12 protein-coding genes are annotated in these 17055 nt (G+C 72.4%); 6 read left to right on the top strand and 6 right to left on the bottom strand.

The features are described 5' to 3' along the window. The first annotated feature begins 243 nt into the window (after positions 1-243). A protein-coding gene (locus O7635_RS08995; RefSeq protein ID WP_278085414.1) for an IS5 family transposase occupies positions 244-1100 on the top strand; the annotation gives its coding sequence in 2 pieces (ribosomal slippage) (positions 244-589 and positions 589-1100; 858 coding nt in all). Between the two features lie 15 nt (positions 1101-1115). On the opposite strand, the gene O7635_RS08990 is transcribed toward O7635_RS08995, so the two are convergent. The 3 genes from O7635_RS08990 to eccB form a co-directional block, all read right to left on the bottom strand. Next, positions 1116-2477, bottom strand: coding sequence for a hypothetical protein (locus O7635_RS08990; RefSeq protein WP_278079956.1), 1362 nt, complete (start codon positions 2475-2477; stop codon positions 1116-1118). Next, positions 2470-2832: a hypothetical protein gene (locus O7635_RS08985; protein WP_278079955.1), complete on the bottom strand. Its 363-nt coding sequence runs from the start codon at positions 2830-2832 to the stop codon at positions 2470-2472. The genes O7635_RS08990 and O7635_RS08985 overlap by 8 nt, the downstream gene beginning before the upstream one ends. A 136-nt stretch (positions 2833-2968) precedes the next feature. Next, positions 2969-4375 carry a type VII secretion protein EccB gene (eccB, locus tag O7635_RS08980; protein ID WP_278079954.1) on the bottom strand — a complete coding sequence of 469 codons (1407 nt, stop codon included), beginning with the start codon at positions 4373-4375 and terminating at the stop codon, positions 2969-2971. A 98-nt stretch (positions 4376-4473) separates the two neighbouring features. On the opposite strand from eccB, the gene eccE reads away from it, so the two are divergent. Both eccE and O7635_RS08970 read left to right on the top strand, forming a co-directional pair. Beyond that, on the top strand, positions 4474-5574 hold the full coding sequence (gene eccE / locus O7635_RS08975) for a type VII secretion protein EccE (protein WP_278079953.1): 1101 nt from the start codon (positions 4474-4476) through the stop codon (positions 5572-5574). After that, positions 5571-6236 (top strand): hypothetical protein, encoded by a 666-nt coding sequence (locus O7635_RS08970; RefSeq protein ID WP_278079952.1) that lies wholly within the window; start codon positions 5571-5573, stop codon positions 6234-6236. The genes eccE and O7635_RS08970 overlap by 4 nt, the downstream gene beginning before the upstream one ends. Before the next feature lie 160 nt (positions 6237-6396). Here the strand turns inward: O7635_RS08970 and eccD are convergent, their stop codons facing one another. Next, positions 6397-7794 carry a type VII secretion integral membrane protein EccD gene (eccD, locus tag O7635_RS08965; RefSeq protein ID WP_278079951.1) on the bottom strand — a complete coding sequence of 466 codons (1398 nt, stop codon included), beginning with the start codon at positions 7792-7794 and terminating at the stop codon, positions 6397-6399. Between the two features lie 129 nt (positions 7795-7923). Here eccD and eccCa point away from each other — a divergent pair, with 129 nt between their 5' ends. The 3 genes from eccCa to O7635_RS08950 all read left to right on the top strand — a co-directional run bounded on the left by eccCa (position 7924) and on the right by O7635_RS08950 (position 12591). Continuing rightward, positions 7924-11886, top strand: a complete 3963-nt coding sequence (gene eccCa / locus O7635_RS08960) for a type VII secretion protein EccCa (protein WP_278079950.1) — start codon at positions 7924-7926, stop codon at positions 11884-11886. Between the two features lie 82 nt (positions 11887-11968). After that, positions 11969-12283: a WXG100 family type VII secretion target gene (locus tag O7635_RS08955; protein ID WP_278079949.1), complete on the top strand. Its 315-nt coding sequence runs from the start codon at positions 11969-11971 to the stop codon at positions 12281-12283. Positions 12284-12306: 23 nt separating this feature from the next. Further along, positions 12307-12591, top strand: coding sequence for a WXG100 family type VII secretion target (locus O7635_RS08950; RefSeq protein WP_278079948.1), 285 nt, complete (start codon positions 12307-12309; stop codon positions 12589-12591). Positions 12592-13532: 941 nt separating this feature from the next. On the opposite strand, the gene mycP is transcribed toward O7635_RS08950, so the two are convergent. Continuing rightward, complete coding sequence (mycP, locus tag O7635_RS08945; protein ID WP_278079947.1) at positions 13533-14993, bottom strand: type VII secretion-associated serine protease mycosin; 1461 nt, start codon at positions 14991-14993, stop codon at positions 13533-13535. Positions 14994-15648: 655 nt separating this feature from the next. Continuing rightward, entirely contained in the window at positions 15649-17031 is a 1383-nt protein-coding gene (locus O7635_RS08940) for a WXG100 family type VII secretion target (RefSeq protein ID WP_278079946.1), read from the bottom strand. Positions 17032-17055: the final 24 nt, after the last annotated feature.

The following is a 17055-nucleotide window of genomic DNA, read 5'->3' as shown; positions in this document are numbered from 1 at the left end:
TTGGACCGGGGCGCGGCCCGGACGGGTCTACGGTCCTGGCCGGCCTAAAGCCCGGACCGGCGAGCGGCCCGGACCGGCGAGCGGCCCGGACCGGCGAGCGGCCCGGACCGGCGAGCGGCCCGGACCGGCGAGCGGCCCGGACCGGCGAGCGGCCCGGACCGGCCTACGGCCCGGACCGGCGCGGTTGTCCTAGGGCGTGTCCTGCCGATCATGTAGGGGTTGGTCGTCCAATATGCCGTGGTGGTGGGTCGCGGTGAGCTGACGGACAGGGCGTGGGCGGTGATCGAGCCGTTGTTGCCCGAGCCGGGTACGCGGTCGGGCAGGTGGCGTGATCACCGGCAGGTGATCAACGGGATCCTGTGGAAGCTACGCACAGGCGCGCCATGGCGGGACCTTCCCGAACGGTATGGGCCGTGGAAGACCTGTCATGAACGGCTACGACGGTGGACCGCTGACGGCACGTGGGACCGGATCCTGGCCCATGCGCAGGTGTTCGATGATGGCCAGCCGGTCGAATGGATCGTCAGCGTGGACTCCTCGATTGTCCGGGCGCACCAGCACGCCGCTGGAGCCCGGAAAAAGGGGGTGCCGGCGGCGGTGCCGTGGCAGCGCAAGAGGGTGAGGCGCTGGGTCGCTCCCGCGGCGGACTGAGCACCAAGATCCATCTTGCGGTGGACCGCCGTGGTCGGCCGTTGTCGATCCTGCTGACCGGTGGCCAGGCCGGTGACAACCCGCAACTGCTCAACCTGCTCGACGCGATCACCGTGCGGCGCGGGCCGGGCCGGACGCGTCAACGCCCGGACATGCTCATCGCGGACAAGGGTTACGCCCACGACTCGACCCGGCAGGCGTTACGCAGCCGCCGGATCCGGCACACGATCCCGGAACGCAGCGACCAGATCGTCCGCCGCGGGCAGCGTGGCAGCCGCGGCGGACGCCCGCCCGCGTTCGACCCGCAGATCTACCGGCAGCGCAACGTCGTCGAACGTTGCTTCAACCGCCTCAAACAATGGCGTGACCTAGCCACCCGCTTCGCCAAACGGGCCGCTATCTACCGGGCAAGCCTGCTTCTAATCGCCACCATCATCTGGCTCTCATGATCGGCAGGACACGCCCTAGCTGCCCAGCACCGGCGGCGGGACGTCGTCCGCGTTGCGCCAGACCAGGTCGTCTTCTGTCAGCCAGGTGGTGTGCTCGTCGGGCTCTTCGTCGGTGGCATTGTTCGACCGGGCGCCGGCCGCCGCCTGCGAGGAGCGGGCCGCCGACGAGGTCGTGTTGCGGCCGTCCGGGGTCTGACCCGTTGCGGTCGTCGGCCGACCACCGCCCCGCGTGCCCGCCGCGTTGTTGGCGGCGTTCGCGCCCGCCCGTCCCGAGGCCGACTGCGTGCCGCCCACCCCGGTCGTCCGCCCACCGGCCCCGCGGGGGCCGGCCGCCGACTGCCCACCAGCCGTCGTCGGCTTGGGCGCGTTGGCGCCCTTGCCGCCAGCCGACGCCGACGTGCCCGACCCGCCCGGGGTGGCGCCCGGCTTGCCCGTCTGGCCCAACACCCCGCCCGGCGGCAGCGAGCCTGCCGTCAGACCGGTGCCGGTCCCGCCCGGGCCGCCCGGCGCGCCGACGAGGCCCGTCAGGGCGCCTGCGGCGCCCACCGTGGCCGCGCCGGCCGCGATCGCGCCGTCGCCGCTGCCGGTGAGCTGCGAGCCGACCTGGGTGCCGGCGTCGGTCGTGCCCGCGCCCGTGGTGGCCGGGCCGCCGGTCAGGCCCGGGTCGGCTGCGACGTGGCCTGGAGTGCCGACCGAGCCGGTCGGGGCCGTGCCGGCGACGCCGGTGCCGGGGTCGATGGCGGGCGCGCCGACGCGCGGGCCGCCGGCTGGGGTCGTGCGGCGGTTGGGGTCGCCCTCGGGCAGGCCGGGCGGCGGCGCGGTGACGGGCCGCCAGTCAGACCGGTCGGCCACCTCGTATTGCGTCGCCACGCCGGCGACCAGGGCCGCCATGCGCTCGCGGGCGCGTTCCTTCTCTTCCTCGTCCTGGTTGTGCCCGAAGATGCCGCCGATCAGCGCGCCGCCGGCCGCGCCCGCGGGGCCGAGGATCGCGCCCTTGGCCGCGCCGGAGGCGGCGCCGCTCCACATCTTGTCGTTGTCGTCGTGCTCCTCGGGCGTCTCGGCCTTGGCCTGCGCGTCGGCCAGGGCCGCGCTCATCTGGCTCAGGCCGCTGTGCGTCGCGAGGAAGTCGCCGGACAGCTGGCGCGAGTAGGTCGAGATCTTGCCGACCCGCTCGTTGAACTCGGTGCCGGCCGCGCCTTCCCAACCCGCGCGGACGCGCTCGAGGTCGCGGTCGATGGCGCCGGCCAGGGTGTCGGCCTGGCGCTCGGCGGACTTCCACGCCGCCACCGTGTTCTCGACGACGCACGGGTTGCCGGCCATCAACTGGTCGTAGAGCTCGCGGTGGCTCATCCCCGCGTAGCGGCCCCCGTCACCCATTGCTGGAACCCCCCAGTGCCTTCTGGACCCCACCGAGCACGTTGGCGATGTCGGCCGAGTTGGCCGCGTTGCGCGCCTCGGTCGTGCGGTAGTTGCTGATGATCGTGTCGGTCGCCGATTGCGCCGCCCGGATGGCGTCGATCAGCCGGCGTACGCGGGCGACCTGCTCGTCCTGCCGGGTGTCATGGGCGTCGGTGATCTGCTTGGCGTCGACGAACCCGCCCAGCGGCGGACGGGCGGCGGCCGAGCCGGTCACCGTCTTGAGCAGCGTCTCGGCCTCGGTCAGTCGCGCGTTGAGCGCCCGACGGAAGTCTTCCAGCGACAGAATGTCGACCTTGGTCTGTTCGTTCCCCATCGATCAGATGTCCAGTCTTGTCTGGGTGGCCCCGGATGCCGGGGTCGCCGGTGGCTAGCTCACTGCACGTCGTCCACAGTCGAGACTAGCGGTAGGCAGCGACACTTTTCGACCCGTCACTGGCCGGTAACCATGGTCATGTGGCCGGACGCACGAATCGCTGCGCCGCGATCGGGTCGAGCACCGGACCGTTGGGCACCAGGGCCAGCAACGACGACGGCACCGGCAGCGGCTCGACACCGCCGTAGCCCAGCGCCACCAGCGCGTTGACGTTGCCTTCGTTACGCAACGGATACTTGTAGCCCTGATCGGTGATCAGATAGGTCGTGGTGTCCACGTTGACCCCGGGTGCCGGTTCGACCCGCACCAGTGCGCCCTTTCCGCTGGCGACGATCACGCGGTCGGCCGTACCCACGCCACCGGAACCCGGACCCCCGACGGCGCCGGCGCCGCCCGCCGGACCCGGCGGCGCCGCGGCATAGCGGTGCACCGCCGCCGCTTCGCCGCTCGCACCGTGCACCGCGCACACCATCGGATCGGCGGCCTGGCCCGTCGGGATCGCCGGCAGCGTCCGCGGGAAGTCCTTGGGCTCGACCGTCGCGCCCCGGACCAGCGCGTCCGCGGCCTCGGCGGCGGAAATCTCGATCTCCCGCGGGTCGTCGGCGAGCAACAGCTTCGCCGAGACGTCGCCGATGGTGACGAGCCCTTCCTGCGTCAGCACGTAGCGCTGCTGACCCGCGCGATAGACCTGGCCAATTTCGCCTTCCTCGCCGCCCACCTCACGCGAGCTCGTCTGTCCGAGCCCGTCGATGCGCGGTTGCCGCAGGTCAGGGCCGCCGGCGATGCCATTGAGCAGGGCCTTGCCGACGACGACCGGTGTGATCGCGGCGAGCTCGAGCGCGGTCAGCGTGGTCTCGTCGACGACGCGGTGGCGCCGGTCGCGATAGACCACATAGGTCTCCGCGGCGCCGCTGTCGTCGGGCGGCGTCACCACCAGCAGCGCCGACTCGGCGCCGAGCGGCTCACCGGTGGCCGGCTCGCGACCGACGAACAGCGTGGTGGTCGGTGCGCCGCCGCCGTCGGGTGGCGTGCTGCAGACGCTCCACGGCAGCCGGAGCAGGGCGCCGCGGGCCGGCGGCGGGTCGGGCGCGCCAGGGATGCCGATCGGCTCACCCACGGCGTACGCGGAAAGAGAATCGCGCGACATCTGGCGAATGGCGGGATTTTCGGTGCCCGCGAAGAGCAACGCCGAACTCCAGTTGAGCACCGGATGCAGCGTGTCGTCGACCAGCACGTACCGCGCGCCGGTCTCCCGCATGATGATCAGCTCACCGGTGCCGGGCTTGCCGCCACCGGGGTTGACCAGGCCGATCACGCCGATGATGGCGAACACGATCGCGGCGACCATGACACTGCCGAACAGCGCCAGACCGAACCGTCGCATGGGGAGCTCGTTGGTCTCCGGCTCGCCGCTGAGCAGCCCGGAGATGATGCGCCGGGTGATGAACCGGTGCGCCTGCACCTGCTCTTGCCGGCTGCGCATGACGACCCTCCAGGAACCGCTTTCCGCGACGCGGCCACCCTACGATAGGCGACTCGTCGTACGCTGTCCCCGCCGTGCCCCTGGGGAGGAGGACGCGCATGCGAACGGCTGTGTGGCGGCTGGTTGTCGCCGAGATCGCCATCGTGGCCATCGCGCTCGCCGCGTTCAGCAGATCGCCCATCGGGCTGGGCGTCGCGGCCGCCGCGGCGGTCCTGGTGGCGGGCTTCGTCTACGCGCGCCGCGACGGTCGATGGTGGATGGACGGTCTGCTCGCCCGCCGTCGCTGGCGTCGCCGGCGCGGTGCGGGCGCGGCGCTGCAGAACCATTCGATCAACGGGTACGACGACCGCGGCACCAGCGTCGGCATCGGCTGCGACGAGGGCGGTTGGTTCGCCGCGGTCGCGATCGCGCCTCCGCTCGGCGTGTCCGGCGCCCGAGGGGTCCCGGTCCCGGTGTCCAAGCTGGCCGAGCTGCTCGACGACCCGAGCCTGCCGCTCAGCGGAGTCCAGGTGGTCAGCTGGGCCGCCCCCGCGCCGCACCACCTGCTGCCGAGCCAGGTCCCCAGCGTCGCCTCCTACCAGCAACTGGCCACCGACCTCCTGGCCTCCGGGCCGGCGCCCGTCGACCAGCGCGACTGGGTCGCGGTCCGGCTCGACGTCGCCGACGCCGCGGTCGCGGCCCACCGGCGCGGCGGTGGTGTCGAAGGCGTGCACCGTGCGGTCGCCGCCGCCCTCGGCCGGGTCAGCAAGGCGCTCAACAGCGCCGGCGTGGTGACCGAGATCCTCGGTCCGCAACAGCTCGCGGCCGCCGTCCGGCTCTGCGCGGGCGTCGACGGCCGGCGGCGCGACGACAGCGCGCCCGCCGAGGACTGGACCACCTTCTACGCCTCGGGCCTACATCACCTGGCTTTCGAGGTGCAGGGCCTGCCGCCGCGCGAGGCGCCGCTGTCGTCGTTGCTGCGGGCGCCCGCGGCCCAGATGGTGCTGTCCGTCGAGATGCGACCGCGGTCCGAGCGCGGGCAGGCCGCCGTCCTCACCCGCACGGTCGTGCGGATGGCCGCGCCGGCCCCGCGCCTGCCCGAGGTCGCGCGCACGCTGGCCGGCCACGCCGGGCAGCTCGGCCTCAAGCTACGGCGGCTCGACGGCTGGCAGGGGCCGGCCGCCTACGCGTCCGCACCGACCGGAGGTGGCCCGTGGTGACCCGCACCGGTCAGCCCATGTCCCCGGCCGACGCCGGCGCGATCGGCATGCTGGCCGAGCACACCGGCCTGCTGCTCGGCCGCGGCGCCGACGGCAACGCCGTACTCCTGCGGATGTTCCGGCCCCAACCCACCCGGATCGCCTTGATCGGCGGGCTGTGGCTCGCGCGGGTCGCCGTCTTCCGCGCCCTGGCGCTAGGTGCCCAGGTGTTCGTCCGCACCTCCGACGAGCGGCGCTGGCACGGCCTGGGCGAGGTCGCGGTCGGCAACCACGAGCGGGTCCGCGTGGTCACCGGCGGCCGCCCGGCCGTCGCGGGCTGGGTCGGGGAGCCGGTGCTGCACGTGCACGACATCGAGGGCCAGCGCGGCTTCGACCTGCAACCCGGCGAGGCGTGGCAGACCACGTTGACGATCTCCGCGCAGCTCACCGACACCGCCGCCGACGCGCTCGCGGTCGCCGACGCGGCGCTGGTGCAACGGATGTGGGCGCAGCAGGCGGTCTACGTCGCGGCCCGCCTCGGCGTCGACCCTGACGCGGCGTCCGAAGTGGAGAGTCTGCCCGACGACACGGTGGCCCTGCTCAGCGACGGCCAGGTCCGCCTGGCCTGGATCTCGGCGACCGACATCGAACAACAGATGTTCGGCCCGCCCGGCCGTCTGTAGGGCCTGTCTCGATGCGCTGACCGGGCTGCGGCGGACCCAGACGTCGGCTGGAGCCGCGTCGGTCACACCCGGATACGACACCGGTATCCGGCCGCGCCCGGCGCGGCCCCAGCCGACGTCTGGGCCTCGCCTCGCTCCGGCCCCCGCATCGAGACAGACCCTAGCTTTCCCGGATGGCGCGGATCCAGGCGTAGAGGCCGCTGACCCAGACGACCAGCGGCAGGATGCCGAGGATCAGCAGGATCTCCAGGATGTCGACGGTGCGGCCGAGCATCGGCGAACGGCGGCCGCCGGCGCCGAGGGCCGCGCCGACGCTGATCGCGGCCACTACCAGCAGGCCCGCGATGACCAGCGTGAGCCGGCCCAGCATGTCCATGGTCACGAAGCCGCCGACCGCGAGCGCGGCGAGGGCGACCACGCCGGCGCCGAGCAACGGCAGGCGCTGCGCGGTGGAGATGAACCAGCGGGCCCGCATGAACAGCAGGAGGCCGAGGGCGGCGCACAGCGCGTACCCCGCCGTGCCACCGGTCGTGACCAGCGCGATCGCCGAACCGGCCGCGATCAGACCGACCGCGCCGAGCATGCCGGCGAGCAGGTCGTCGGCGCGTTCGGCGAGGCGCAGCACCCGCGCCCCGTCGACGGTCTCGGTGTCGGTGCGCAGGTCCTCGGTGCCCGACGGCACGGTCGGCACCGGGAGCCCGGCGAGCCGGTAGGACATCATCGGCATCGCCGGCACCATGACCAGCGCGATCGCGAGCACGACCGCGGCGGCGCCGGCGGGAGTGGCACCGAAGATCATGCAGATCGCGGCGGCCACCCCGAGCGCGAGGGCGCCGGCGCTGGCGGCGAGGAAGATCTGGCCGTACGCGGCGACCGCGGCACTGCCGGCGACGGCGGAGACGAACAGCACCGCGGCCGCGCAGACCAGCAGGTCAGGTGCGGCGAGGTCGTCCAAGCCACGGCTGCCGGCGAAGAGCGTGAGGCCACCGACCGCGGCGTACACCATGGACACGACCGCCAGCAGCAACCCGTTGCGGTGGTCGCCGAAGCCGCGGGCGGCGACGGCGGCGCCGGCCAGCAGGAGCAGCGCGAGGACCAGGGCGACGGCGGGGGCCACACCGCGCGGCGGGCCGGTCAGCGCGAGCGCGACGGCACCACCGACCAGCGCGGCCGCGCCGAGACCGAGCCCGAAGACCTTGGTCGTGGCGGTCGACCAGCGGCCGGGCCGCATGCGGGTCGCGGTGGCGATGGCGTCGACCACGTCGTCGAAGACGGGCTCCGGCTCCTCACCGCCGCGCGGGCGCAGGTAGAGCAGCTCGCCGTCGCGGATCTCCAGCTGGGCCGGTGACTGTGCGATGTCGAGCGCCGGACCCGCGAGCCTGGCCAGGGACCAGCCATAACGGCCGTCCGGGTCGTCGGCGAGCCGATCGCCGGCGAACCGCAGCAGCGTCGGCAACACGTCCGCGAGGGGCACATCGGACGGTAGGGCAAGGTCGACCCGGGTCTTGGGCGCGACTATCGTCACGCGACTCGATCCGGCCGTCATCGTGCCCGCCACGATCGCCCTCCTTGTCCACAGGTCGCGCCCGGGCGTATCGCGGGCGCCACCGCTTCCGGCAGAGTACATACGATGGCCACGGTCCGGTGTCCACCCGGTCCGTGAGCGCCGCCCTGGGGAGGAATGGCGTTGAGTACCGTCCTGTTCCGTCGGCCGCCGCGCCGGCCGGGCCCCGCCATGCCACGCGGCGAGTTGCTCGTCGAGTCGCCGCCCGAGCTGCCCGAGGTGCTGCCCAAGGGGTTCGGCCAGCTGCTGATGGTGCTGCCCATGGTCTGTGGCGTGGGCGCGATGGCGTTCCTCTACGCCGGCCGTGGCGGCGGTGCCGTCACCTGGATCGCCGGCGGCCTGTTCGGCGTCTCGATGCTCGGCATGGCGATCGGCACCATGGGCGGCGGCGGCAACAAGAAGGCCGAGCTCGACGCCGAGCGCCGCGACTACATGCGCTATCTGGCCCAGATCCGCAAACGCGTACGCCGTGCGGCCGAGCAGCAGCGGGCCGCCGCGATGTGGGTCCACCCGGCGCCCGACGCGCTGTGGTCGCTGGCCGCTTCGCGACGCATGTGGGAACGGCGATCGACCGACGAGGACTTCGGCCAGATCCGCATCGCGGTCGGTCCGCAGCAGCTCGCCGTCGACGTGACTCCGCCCGAGACCAAGCCCGTGGAAGACCTCGAACCGATGTCGGCGATCGCGCTGCGCCGGTTCATGAACACCTTCAAGGCCGTGCCCGACCTGCCGATCGCGCTGTCGTTGCGGGCCTTCGGCCGGGTCTCGCTGCGCGGCGAGCGGGCCCGGGTGCTCGAGGTGACCCGCGCCGCCATCGCGCAGCTGGTCACGTTCCATTCGCCGGAGGACGTACGCATCGCCTTGGTCGCTCCGCCCGAGCGGGTCGCCGACTGGGACTGGCTCAAGTGGCTGCCGCATGTGCAGATCGATCGCAAGGTCGACGGCGCCGGGCCGATCCGCATGGTGTTCGAGTCGATGATCGAGCTGGAGGACGCGCTCGACGAGGAGCTGAGCAGCCGGCCGCGGTTCAACCCGTCGGCCAAGGCGTTGACCACCCAGGCGCACCTGGTGGTGATCCTCGACGGCGGTGAGGCGCCGGCCGCGGCCCAGCTGACCGGCCCGGGCCTGCTCGGCACCACGGTCTTCGACCTGTCCGGCGCGGTGCCGCGGGAGGCGGGCCGGTGGCTGCTGGCGCTGACCGTCAACGGCGACCGCATCGAGGTCAACCAGGGCAACCGGAGCACCTCGCTCGGCCGGGCCGACACCCTCGCTCTGCCTGCGGCCGAGGCGGTGGCCCGCCAGCTCGCGCCGTACCGGCTGTCACATCAGACCACCAGCGAAGAGCCGCTGTCTCGCAGCCCTGAGCTGCCCGAACTGGTCGGTGTCGGCGACGCGGCGTCGGTCGACCCGCGCCGCAACTGGCGACCGCGACCCGTGCGCGAGACGCTGCGCATCCCGCTGGGCCTCGGCCCCGACGGCGCGGTCGTCGAGCTCGACCTCAAGGAGTCGGCGCTCGAGGGCATGGGCCCGCACGGCCTGATCATCGGCGCCACCGGCTCCGGCAAGTCGGAGCTGCTGCGCACGATCGTGGCGGCGCTGGCGATCACCCACTCGTCCGAAGAGCTCAACTTCGTGCTGGTCGACTTCAAGGGTGGCGCGACGTTCGCGTCGCTCGACGCCTTGCCGCACACCAGCGCCGTGATCACCAACCTGGCCGACGAGCTGCCCCTGGTCGACCGCATGCACGACGCGATCGCCGGTGAGCTGCAGCGCCGGCAGGAGCTGTTGCGGTCGTCGGGCAACTACGTCTCTCGCCACGAGTACGAGCGGGCCCGCGCCGGCGGCGAAGACCTGCAGCCGCTGCCGTCGCTGGTGATCATCTGCGACGAGTTCAGCGAGCTGCTGGCGGCCAAGCCGGACTTCATCGACCTGTTCGTACAGATCGGCCGGCTGGGCCGGTCGCTCGGCATCCACCTGCTGCTGGCCTCGCAGCGGCTGGAGGAAGGCCGACTGCGCGGTCTCGACACGCACCTCTCCTACCGGATCGGCCTGCGCACCTTCTCGGCGGTGGAAAGTCGCATCGTGCTCGGCGTGCCCGACGCCTACGAGCTGCCCAACGCACCCGGCCACGGCTATCTCAAAATCGACACCCAGACCATGCTGCGCTTCCGCGGGGCGTACGTGTCGGGTCCCTACCGTCAGGCGACCGCCACCACGCAGGCTGCCAAAGCCCGCGTGCAGGGGCAGGTGGTGCCCTACACGATGGCCCCGGTCGCGCTGCCCAAGGTGCCGGTCGCGGCGGAGCCCGAGCCGGCCGAGGTCACGTCCAGCGGTCCCGAGTCGGCCCGCCAGGTGACCATGCTCGACGTGGTGACCGGCCGACTGCGCGGCCAGGGCCCGCCGGCGCACCAGGTCTGGCTGCCGCCGCTCGACCAGCCCGCGCCGCTCGACGCGCTGCTGCCCCAGCTCCAGCGCGATCCCGACCGTGGGCTGCAGGCCGTGGGTTGGCCCGGCAATGGCCAGCTGACGGTGCCCGTCGGTGTCGTCGACCGGCCCTTCGACCAGCGCCGCGACCCGCTGGTGGTCGACCTGTCGGGCGCGGCCGGCAACACGGTGATCGCGGGTGGTCCGCGGTCCGGCAAGAGCACGCTGCTGCGCACGCTGATCTCGTCGCTGGCGTTGACCCACACGCCGCGCGAGGTGGCGTTCATGTGCCTCGACTTCGGCGGTGGCACGCTGCGGAGCCTCGCCGGCCTGCCGCACATGTCCGGTGTGGCCGGTCGGCGCGACATCGAGGGGGTGCGGCGGTCGGTCGGCGAGGCGACGGCGCTGCTCGACGAGCGTGAGCAGCGGTTCGCCGAGCGGGGCATCGAGTCGATCGCGGCCTACCGGCGGATGCGGGCGACCGGGCGGTTCCCCGAGGATCCGTTCGGCGACCTGTTCCTGGTGGTCGACGGGTGGGGCACGCTGCGGGAAGACTTCGAGGAGCTGGAGACCCGGATCACCCGGCTCGCGGCGCGGGGTCTGGGCTACGGCATCCACGTGATGATCACCGTCAACCGGTGGGCCGAGCTGCGGATGAACGTCCGCGACCTGCTGGGCACGCGGCTCGAGCTGCGGCTCGGTGATCCCACCGAGTCCGAGATCGACCGTCGGGCGGCGGTCAACGTGCCGGCCGGCGTACCGGGTCGCGGCCTCACCCGCGAGAAGTTGCACTATCTGAGCGCATTGCCGCGGGCCGACGGCATGGGCGACCCGGAGACCCTCGTCGACGGCACCGCCGGCATGGTCGCGGCGATCGCCGAGTCGTGGGTCCACCCGCCGGCGCCCAAGGTGCGGCTGCTGCCGCGCCGCCTGCAGGTCGACGAGCTCACCAAGCTGGCCGGCACCGACGGGCCCGGCATCCCGATCGCGCTCAACGAGTCCCACCTGGCGCCGGTGCGCCTCGACTTCTCGGTCGACCCGCATCTGCTGGTCTTCGGTGACGTCGAGTCGGGCAAGACCAACCTGCTGCGGCTGGTCGCGCGGTCCATCGTGGAGCGCTACACGCCGCAGGAGGCCCGGCTCGTCATCGTCGACTACCGGCGCGGCCTGCTCGGTGCGATCGAGGGCGAACACCAGCTGGGCTATGCGCCGTCCGCCACCGCGTTGGGCGAGATGGTGGGCTTCCTGCGCGACTCGATGAAACAGCGGTTGCCGGGGCCCAACATCACGCCCGAGCAGCTGCGCAACCGCAGCTGGTGGCACGGCCCGGAGCTGTTCCTGCTGGTCGACGACTACGACCTGGTCGCCACGGCCGGCAACAATCCACTGTCGCCACTCATCGAGCTGCTGCCGCAGGCCAACGACATCGGCCTCCACATGATCCTGACGCGACGCATGGGCGGTGCCGCGCGCGCCCTCTACGAGCCGCTGGTGCAACGAATGCGGGAGCTCGACACCCCGGTGTTCCTCATGTCCGGCAAGCCGGAAGAGGGCGCGCTGGTGGGCAGTCTCAAGCCGAGTCCACAGCCGGCGGGCCGCGGCACGTTGATCCGCAGGCAGGACGGGCAGCAACTTATCCAGACCGCCTGGATAGAGCCATGACGATCCGGGGCTGCGCCATGGTGCCCCCGTCCGTTACGGTGAGTCCGGACGTGTCGCACGAATCAAGCGAGGGGTGAGTGTTATGGGTCAGCCGTTCTTGGTTGATGCCGCGACGCTCCACAAGGCTGCGGGGGATGTGCGGTCGACGAGGACTGATGTCGACGGTGATCTCAAGCGGCTTTGGGGCGTGTTGGATGATCTGGCTGTCGCATGGCAAGGCCAGGCTTCCGCGGGCTTCCAGAGTCTGATGGGTCGGTGGCAGGGCGATGTGACCAAGCTGCTGACCGCGTTGGACAACATCGCGGACCTGCTCGACCAGGGTGGCACCACGCACCAGGTCAACGACGAGCAGCAGAGCGAAATGCTCAACAAGTTCAACTCGGCCCTGAACCCGTGACCTGAGCGAAGGATTTCGAGATCATGTCGCAGCCGATCCAAGTCAGTTACGCCGCGCTCGAAAACGCGCAGTCGCAGATGCAGTCGATCTCCAAGACGATCGACGGCCGCCTCGACACCCTCCGCTCGCAACTGCAGCAGATGCAGTGGAACGGTTCCGACCGCGAGGCCTACCAGGCCTACCAGGCCCAATGGGACGCGGCCGTCGCCGACATCAACGCCATCCTCAACGAAATCGGCGCCGCGGTCGGCGTAGCCAACCAGAACTACGTCAGCACGGAAGCCAACAACGCCAAGGTCTGGGGCTGACAGCCCCAACTGGCGCGAAACGCCTCAGCGCGGCCCGGGACAAATCCCGGGCCGCGCTCGGCGTTGGTGGGAGCCCGAACCCTGCTGGCCGTTCAGCGCCACCGGGACACGTGATGAGCCGCCAGCAGCCGCAGTCGGGTTGGACGCTGGGCGGCGCCGCGCATGCGTGCAGACGTCTCCGACGCGAATGCTTCGAGTCGATGATGCCGACCCCCGAGGTTGACCGCGCGCTGGCGGGTCTGGCGCCGCGCGTGCGTGAAGACATCTCGGACCGGAATGCCGTTAAGTCGATGATGCCCGACCCCCCACATGGGCCGCGCACTGGCGGGTCTGGCGCCGCGCGTGGCGGCTGCCGGCGCCGTCACTGCGACTTGATGGACCGACCCGGCACAATGTGGTCTGCGGTGGCGGCCTGGTCTGGATCTCAGGCCCCGCTGCGCGTCGTCGGGACTCTTGAGCTCGGGTGCCGTTGATCGCCGCGCACCGACCACCGCAACTGATTGCGTGGCGGCGACGGTCCGATTCGGATTCGCGCCTTCGGGCGCGCATGCCTAAACGCCTGTGACAACGGCGACCGATCTCCACAAGTGGCACGCGTGCAGAACGACGCCGCCAGCTGCACGCTTTGTCCGAAGGCTTTGCCGCGAGCCCACGGCAGGAGTGCAGCCCACCGGTCGTGCGCGTCGCCTGAGGCCGTCGCCGAGAGGCTGCGCATGCGCGGGCATGCCTCGCCCAGTATCTGCCGCTCTCCGGTTGGCTGCCGGTCTCCGGTTGGCTGCCGGTCTCCGGTTGGCTGCCGGTCTCCGGTTGGCTGCCGGTCCCCGGTTGGCTGCCGGTCCCCGGTTGGCTGCCGGTCCCCGGTTGGCTGCCGGTCCCCGGTTGGCTGCCGGTCCCCGGTCGGCCGCGGCTCCTCGCGGACGCCTGTTGGCGCTGTCCGAGGCCTAGCGTCGCGGGACCTGGGCGCGGCCGCTGGGGGGCGCACCGGCCGGCGGTTGGCCGGGTGACCGCTGGGCGCCCGGTTGCCAGCTCAAGGGCTGCTGACGCCCGCCCAGCGTCGCCGTGGCCGCTCCCGCGGCAGGGTTTGCCGACCGCGCCGTGGCGTTGCGGGATCGGACCTTCGGTGCGGTGATCTGTCCGTCTGCCGACCCGCTGTTCGCCGCCGTGCGGCGAGCGGGCGCGGCAGCGCCGCGCCGGGGATCGGCGCTCCGGACCGGTGCGGCTCCGGCTGGCTCGGTGAGACCGCGGCGCCGCCTGGTGCCGCGGACCACGCCGGCTACGAGCGCGATCAGCAGGGCCAGCGCGGCGAGGCCGCCGGCGGTCCAGGTCGCGATCGCACGGGTGTTGCCCATCGGGTCCTGGGGCAGCGTCACGGGGGTGAGTGCGGCGGGCGCCGGCGAGGCCTTGGGGTTGCCGGCGATGGCGGTCAGGGCCCGATAGGGATTGATCATGCCGAAGCCGACCTGGTTGTTACGCCCCTCCGGCGGATGGTCGGCGGTCGCGGCGATGCGTTGCGCGATCTGGGCGGGCGTCAGCTCGGGATCCGCGGACTTGAGCAGCGCCGCGAGCCCCGACACGTACGCCGCCGCGAAGCTGGTGCCGCCGTCCTTGAACCGTGCGTACCCGTCCCCGCGTGGCATCGGCCCGTCGACCTCGGCGCCCGGCGCCGCGACGTCCACATAGTCTCCGGACGTCGAGGTGTCGACGTGATGACCTTCCTTGTCAATGCCCGCGACCGCGATCACGTCCTCGTACGCGGCCGGGTACGCCGTCTGCTCGTTGCCCTTGCTGCCGCCGTCGTTGCCGGCGGCGGCCACCACGACGACATCGCGATCGATCGCGTAGTCGATCGCCGATTCGAGCGTCGACGTCGGATCGGTGGTCAGCGACAGGTTGATGACGTCGACGTCCTGGTCAGCGGCCCACCTGATGGCCGTCGCGATGTCGGAGGACGTGTTCGGGTTGAAGTCTCTGCTGAGATCCCGCAGCACGCGGATCGGCAGGATCGAGGCCTTCGGCGCAATGCCACTGAACACCGAATTCTCAGGTGTACGCCCGGCGATCACACCCGCGACGAGCGTCCCGTGTGCGACCTCGTCGCATTGGCCCTTGGCCGACGGCTGGACGAAGTCGCGACCCTCCCGCACCTTCCCCGCCAAGGCGGGGTGCGTCGCTGAAACGCCCGAGTCGATCACTGCCACCGTCATGCCGGCGCCTTCGCTGATCGGCCACGCCAGGTCGGGCCGCAGCTGCTGCAACGGCCACGGCAACGACGTCATCGGTTCGCCCGCGTTGGGCCCGCACGACGGCGCCCGCACCGCGGCCGCGGCCGGCGCCCCCACACCAAGCGCGGAAACAGACGTCAAAACCGTCGCAGCGCCAATCAGCGCCGCGGCCCGCCTCACCAAGCCGACGCCAGCGACACCTACAGAATGCACACTGCGCCAGCCCGCAGACCTGCCCCGACCAGCACCGTCTCCGGGCTGGGTGATTCGCCGCCGGACGAGTGTGCCGCTTGGAAGCGCTGACGACGCTGGGCCGATGACATCGCCTTGACCGGACCAACCGCCGTCGCGAGGCCGAGCATCGGAGATAGCCGAGCCGTCGGCGCCTTGGTCGGCTAGGCCCGCGGACGTGACACATCGGCCGTCGCTGCTACGAGAGCTAGCGCACGCCTCAGCGGCTCGCCGACGCCGTGGCGACCGCGCCCCACCTCGCTGGCCGGGCTGAGCTTCGCAGCCTGGTCGGCATGATCCTGCGCGGTCGACTGATGTGGCGGTGTCGTTAGCGTGTTCATCGGCCGGGCTGGTCGGTGGCGCGGCTCCGTGGGCCGATGTCGCGGTGCGCTCGGTTCGTTGATCGGCCGGGCTGGTCGGTGGCGCGGCTCCGTGGGCCGATGTCGCGGTGCGCTCGGTTCGTTGATCGGCCGGGCTGGTCGGTGGCGCGGCTCCGTGGGCCGATGTCGCGGTGCGATCGGTTAGCTGATCGGCCACGCTCGTCGTTGGCGCGGCGTGGTCGACCGGTGTCGCGGGTTGTGCGTGCATCGAAGTGGTCGTTGGGTTAGTTGCCGAGCACCGGCGGCGGTGGCGCGTCGTTGCCGTCGCTCCAGACGTTGTCGTCTTCATAAAGCCAGCTGTCGTACTCGTCCTCTTCGCCGTGACCGCTGCCCGCACCTGGACCGCCCATGAAACCGGCTCCGCGGCCAGCGCCGCCCTTCCCGGCGGCGCCGCCCTTGCCGGCGCCCGCGCCCGCTCCGGCGCCCATGCCGCCGATGCCGGCCATGCCGCCGCCTCGGGCTGCGCCGGTGCCGCGGCCAGCGCCCGCGCCGCCGGCGCCGGCTCCGCCGATGCCAGCGCCACCGGCGCCCAGCCGGCCCGCGCCGCCTCGACCAGCCCCGCCGCCGCCGCGGCCGGCGAGGCCGCCGCCCATGGGAGCCACGGTGGGCGTGACGGGCTTGCCCAGCGAGCCGCCGCCGGGAATGCGCCCCATGCCCGCGCCGCCCAGACCGGCACCACCAAGGCCGGCGCCGCCGCCGAGGCCACCCGTGCCCAGCCCGCCGCCGCCGAGGCCGCCCGTGCCGAGGCCACCGCCGCCCAGGCCGGGCGTACCGGTGGTCAGACCACCGCCGCCGGCGCCGGCCAGCCCGGAGCCTGGCTCGTAGTCACCTAGGCCGCCCGTGCTGGGCTGGTCGATGGGCGAGCCGTCGAGTAGGCCGGGCATGTTGCCGACACCGCTGCCGCCGCCCTTGGGCACGTCGAGACCGCCCACGCCCGCGCCGCCGCCTCCACCGATCTCGGGAACGCCGCCCACGCCTGCGCCACCGCCGCCGCCACCGAGGTTGGGAGTGCTGACCTGAGGGAACTCCCCGTCGCCCACCCTGGTGGTGGCGGCGGGCGCGCGGTCGGCTGCCGCCTCGTGCTCGGCGCTGACCTTGTCGTAGGCCTCGCGTGCGTCGCCTTCGACGTCGGTGAGCAGTTTGCGGAACTGGTCGCCGACCCAGCCGAGCGCGCTCATCGGCGCGTTGTTGAAGAAACCAGCCTCTAGCTCGATCTCGAGCGCACGTGGTCCGATATAGATTCGCGCGTCGCGGGCGGCCATCAGCTCGCCGAGCATGCTCGCCGGGACCGGCATCGCCGCTTGCGCGGCGGACAGGTCTCGCGCGGCGCCGCGCAGCGTCTCGACGATGCCTGTGCCGCCCTCGGGCGCGGCACTGTCGGTCACGGTCTTGAGCTGCTGGCTCATGCCCTTGACCTTTTCGGTGAAGGCGTCCGCCGCCTTGCCGGTCCAGAAACCGTCGAGGCCCTTGATGTCACGCTCGAGCGTGGTGCAGACGTCGCGGACGTTGCCGATCAGCTCCTGCCAACCCAGAGCAGCGTCCTCCACGTCGGCGGGACGGCCGTCGATGACGACGTGGTTGACCATGGTCGTCCAGTCGAGCGCCATCTGTTCGTTCCCTTCCTTCGCGGA

This window comes from Asanoa sp. WMMD1127 (genome assembly GCF_029626225.1).
Taxonomy (GTDB): domain Bacteria; phylum Actinomycetota; class Actinomycetes; order Mycobacteriales; family Micromonosporaceae; genus Asanoa.
This window is presented reverse-complemented; position numbering and strand designations above follow the sequence as displayed.

Excerpts from the sequence above, each read along its gene's own strand:
- O7635_RS08990 (WP_278079956.1), bottom strand. The coding sequence starts at position 2,477 with ATGGGTGACGGGGGCCGCTACGCGGGGATGAGCCACCGCGAGCTCTAC.
- O7635_RS08985 (WP_278079955.1), bottom strand. The coding sequence starts at position 2,832 with ATGGGGAACGAACAGACCAAGGTCGACATTCTGTCGCTGGAAGACTTC.
- eccB (WP_278079954.1), bottom strand. The coding sequence starts at position 4,375 with ATGCGCAGCCGGCAAGAGCAGGTGCAGGCGCACCGGTTCATCACCCGG.
- eccE (WP_278079953.1), top strand. The coding sequence starts at position 4,474 with ATGCGAACGGCTGTGTGGCGGCTGGTTGTCGCCGAGATCGCCATCGTG.
- O7635_RS08955 (WP_278079949.1), top strand. The coding sequence starts at position 11,969 with ATGGGTCAGCCGTTCTTGGTTGATGCCGCGACGCTCCACAAGGCTGCG.
- O7635_RS08950 (WP_278079948.1), top strand. The coding sequence starts at position 12,307 with ATGTCGCAGCCGATCCAAGTCAGTTACGCCGCGCTCGAAAACGCGCAG.
- O7635_RS08940 (WP_278079946.1), bottom strand. The coding sequence starts at position 17,031 with ATGGCGCTCGACTGGACGACCATGGTCAACCACGTCGTCATCGACGGC.